This window comes from Streptomyces sp. UNOC14_S4 (genome assembly GCF_020740835.1).
GTDB lineage: Bacteria > Actinomycetota > Actinomycetes > Streptomycetales > Streptomycetaceae > Streptomyces.
Genome location: NZ_JAINFC010000704.1, coordinates 1 through 2,992, shown reverse-complemented (window position 1 = coordinate 2,992; position 2,992 = coordinate 1). Strand labels below are relative to the sequence as shown.

Here is a 2,992-nt window from a genome sequence, read left to right as displayed (position 1 = left end):
CGTAAATCCCCCACTCCTCCTTCAGCACCCCACAAATCTCACCCATCGTCGCCTCAGCCCGCACCGCGTCCAACATAGGCCCGATCATGTTGGACCCGTCCCGCGCAGCGGCCAGCATCGCGGCCAGCGCCGCAGAGACGGCGGCGTCGTCACGCCGCGCCTTCCGCTCCGCCAGCACCCGCACCTGCTCCCGCTCCACCTCGTGACTCACACGCAGGATCTCCAGATCCCCCGTCACAGAGCCGTGGTGGACGTTGACGCCCACAACCCGCTTCTCGCCCTTCTCCAGCGCCTGCTGGTAGCGGAACGCGGATTCGGCGATCTCGCCGGTGAACCAGCCGTCCTCGATGCCGCGCAGGATGCCGGAGGTGATGGGGCCGATCGGGTGGCGCCCGTCCGGATGGGCCCGCAGCCCCCGTTCCTTGATCTGCTCGAAGATCTTCTCGGCGTCGGCCTCGATGCGGTCGGTCAGCTGCTCCACGTACCACGAACCGCCCAGCGGGTCCGCGACGTTGGCGACGCCGGTCTCCTCCATGAGCACCTGCTGCGTCCGCAGGGCGATCTCCGCCGCCTGCTCGCTCGGCAGGGCGAGTGTCTCGTCCAGCGCGTTCGTGTGCAGCGAGTTCGTACCGCCGAGAACGGCCGAGAGGGCCTCCACGGCCGTGCGGACCACGTTGTTGTACGGCTGCTGTGCGGTCAGCGAGACGCCCGCCGTCTGGGTGTGGAAGCGCAGCCACTGCGCCTTGTCGCTCTTGGCGCCGTAGACGTCGCGCATCCACCGTGCCCAGATGCGCCGCGCCGCCCGGAACTTGGCGATCTCCTCGAAGAAGTCGAGGTGCGCGTCGAAGAAGAAGGACAGGCCCGGCGCGAACGTGTCGACGTCCAGGCCGCGCGAGAGGCCCAGCTCGACGTAGCCGAAGCCGTCCGCCAGCGTGTACGCGAGCTCCTGCGCGGCCGTCGCGCCCGCCTCGCGGATGTGGTAGCCGGAGACCGACAGGGGCTTGTACGCGGGGATGCCGCGCGTGCAGTGCTCCATCAGGTCGCCGATCAGGCGCAGGTGCGGCTCCGGCGGGAACAGCCACTCCTTCTGGGCGATGTACTCCTTGAAGATGTCCGTCTGGAGCGTGCCGTTGAGGACGGCCGGGTCGACGCCCTGGCGTTCGGCGGCGACCAGGTACATGCAGAAGGCGGGCACGGCCGGGCCGCTGATCGTCATCGACGTCGTGACGTCGCCGAGCGGGATGCCCTTGAAGAGGATCTCCATGTCGGCGGCGGTGTCTATGGCCACACCGCAGTGGCCGACCTCGCCGAGCGAGCGCGGGTCGTCGGAGTCGCGGCCCATGAGGGTGGGCATGTCGAAGGCCACGGAGAGGCCGCCGCCGCCCGCGGCGAGGATCATCTTGTAGCGCTCGTTGGTCTGCTCAGCGTTGCCGAAGCCCGCGAACTGCCGGATCGTCCAGGTGCGGCCGCGGTAGCCGGTCGGGTGCAGGCCGCGCGTGAAGGGGTACTCCCCCGGCCAGCCGATCCGCTCGAAACCCTCGTACGTGTCACCGGGGCGCGGCCCGTAGACGGGCTCCACCGGGTCGCCGGAGAGCGTGGTGAAGTCCGCGTCCCGCTTGCGGGCCTTGTCGTACCGGGCCTGCCAGCGCTGGCGTCCCGCCTCGATCGACGCTGCGTCCATGGTGTCTGCGACCGCCTCTCCGCGCCCCAGCGCGAGTTCCGTGTCTTCGGCGGCTGGTGGTGCCGCGCGGGCCGGCCTCCTTCGAGGGGTCGCCTCACCGGAGGAGCCAGATTTACTAGGACGTCCTACTAAATCGTCGCGCAACAACGCCCCGAACACAAGGGCTGTCCGGGGCGGGCGCGCCGCGCGTGGGGCACGCGCGGCGCGGGAAAAGTACAGAAAGGCGCGGGTCAGGCGGTGGCCTGCGCCGCGACCAGCGGCTCCAGGTCACGCGTGGCCTTGCGCTCGACGAAGAACGCGGCCGTGGGGATCGTGCCCGCGACGAGCGTCCACACAAGTCGCCCGAACGGCCACTTCGCCTTGGAAGCCATATCGAAGGCGAAGATCAAATAAACGACGAACAGCCAGCCGTGCGCGATGGCGATGATGCGGACCGGCCCCGAGACGTCCATGTCCAGCCCATACTTGGCGATCATGCCGATCGTCAGCAGGATCAGCAGCACACCCGTGACGTACGCCAGGACGCGGTAGCGGGTCAGCACGCTTTGTTTCATGCCACGAGCGTAACCGCCCGATCCGGCCGATCTTCGCCGCCCCCGCCGAAGCGCCCCGTAAGGGGCGCGGGGAACTGCGCGACCAGCCACAACGGACCCGCAGCCGCGCGCGAAGCGCAAGAGGCACCCCAGTAGGCGCAGGGGGGCCGGGGGCGAAGCCCCCGGGTTCACATCACTCGCCGTCGGCAGCCGACTCCGCGAAGTCCTCGGCCGCCACCCGCAAGGGGCGAAGCATGTCGAAGATCCGCCCGCACTCCTCCGCGTCGTACACCCCGAGCCCGAAGTCCATCGCCATGAGGTCCCGCGTGGCCGCCTCGACGACCTCGCGCCCCTTGTCCGTGATCGACGCGAGCGTGCCGCGTCCGTCGTTCGGGTTGGGCCGCTTGGCGACGAGCCCGGAGGCCATGAGCCGGTCGACGGTGTTGGTGACGGACGTGGGATGCACCATGAGCCGCTCGCCGATCTTGGACATCGGCAGCTCGCCCGCCCGGCTGAAGGTGAGCAGCACCAGCGCCTCGTAGCGCGCGAAGGTCAGCCCATATGGCTTGACGACCGCGTCGACCTGGCCGAGCAGGATCTGGTGGGCGCGCATGATCGAGGTGATCGCGGCCATGGACGGCACGGACCCCCAGCGCTGCTTCCACAGTTCGTCGGCGCGGGCGATGGGATCGAAGGAGAGGCTGAGCGGCTTGGGCACGGCCCGAGCCTACCGTCCGGCGGCGGCGCGGATTCGGGGATCAGGTCGGTGGCCGGGCCG

3 protein-coding genes are annotated in these 2,992 nt (G+C 69.8%); all 3 read right to left on the bottom strand.

From position 1 onward, the window contains the following. On the bottom strand, window positions 1-1,681 hold a 1,681-nt coding region (locus tag K6I34_RS34605), incomplete at its 3' end, for a methylmalonyl-CoA mutase (protein ID WP_229332006.1). A 230-nt stretch (window positions 1,682-1,911) separates the two neighbouring features. Then, window positions 1,912-2,235 (bottom strand): DUF3817 domain-containing protein, encoded by a 324-nt coding sequence (locus K6I34_RS34600; RefSeq protein WP_229332005.1) that lies wholly within the window; start codon window positions 2,233-2,235, stop codon window positions 1,912-1,914. A 172-nt stretch (window positions 2,236-2,407) separates the two neighbouring features. After that, window positions 2,408-2,932 carry a MarR family winged helix-turn-helix transcriptional regulator gene (locus K6I34_RS34595; protein WP_229332004.1) on the bottom strand — a complete coding sequence of 175 codons (525 nt, stop codon included), beginning with the start codon at window positions 2,930-2,932 and terminating at the stop codon, window positions 2,408-2,410. Between the last annotated feature and the right edge of the window lie 60 nt (window positions 2,933-2,992).

Excerpts from the sequence above, each read along its gene's own strand:
- K6I34_RS34600 (WP_229332005.1), bottom strand. The coding sequence starts at position 2,235 with ATGAAACAAAGCGTGCTGACCCGCTACCGCGTCCTGGCGTACGTCACG.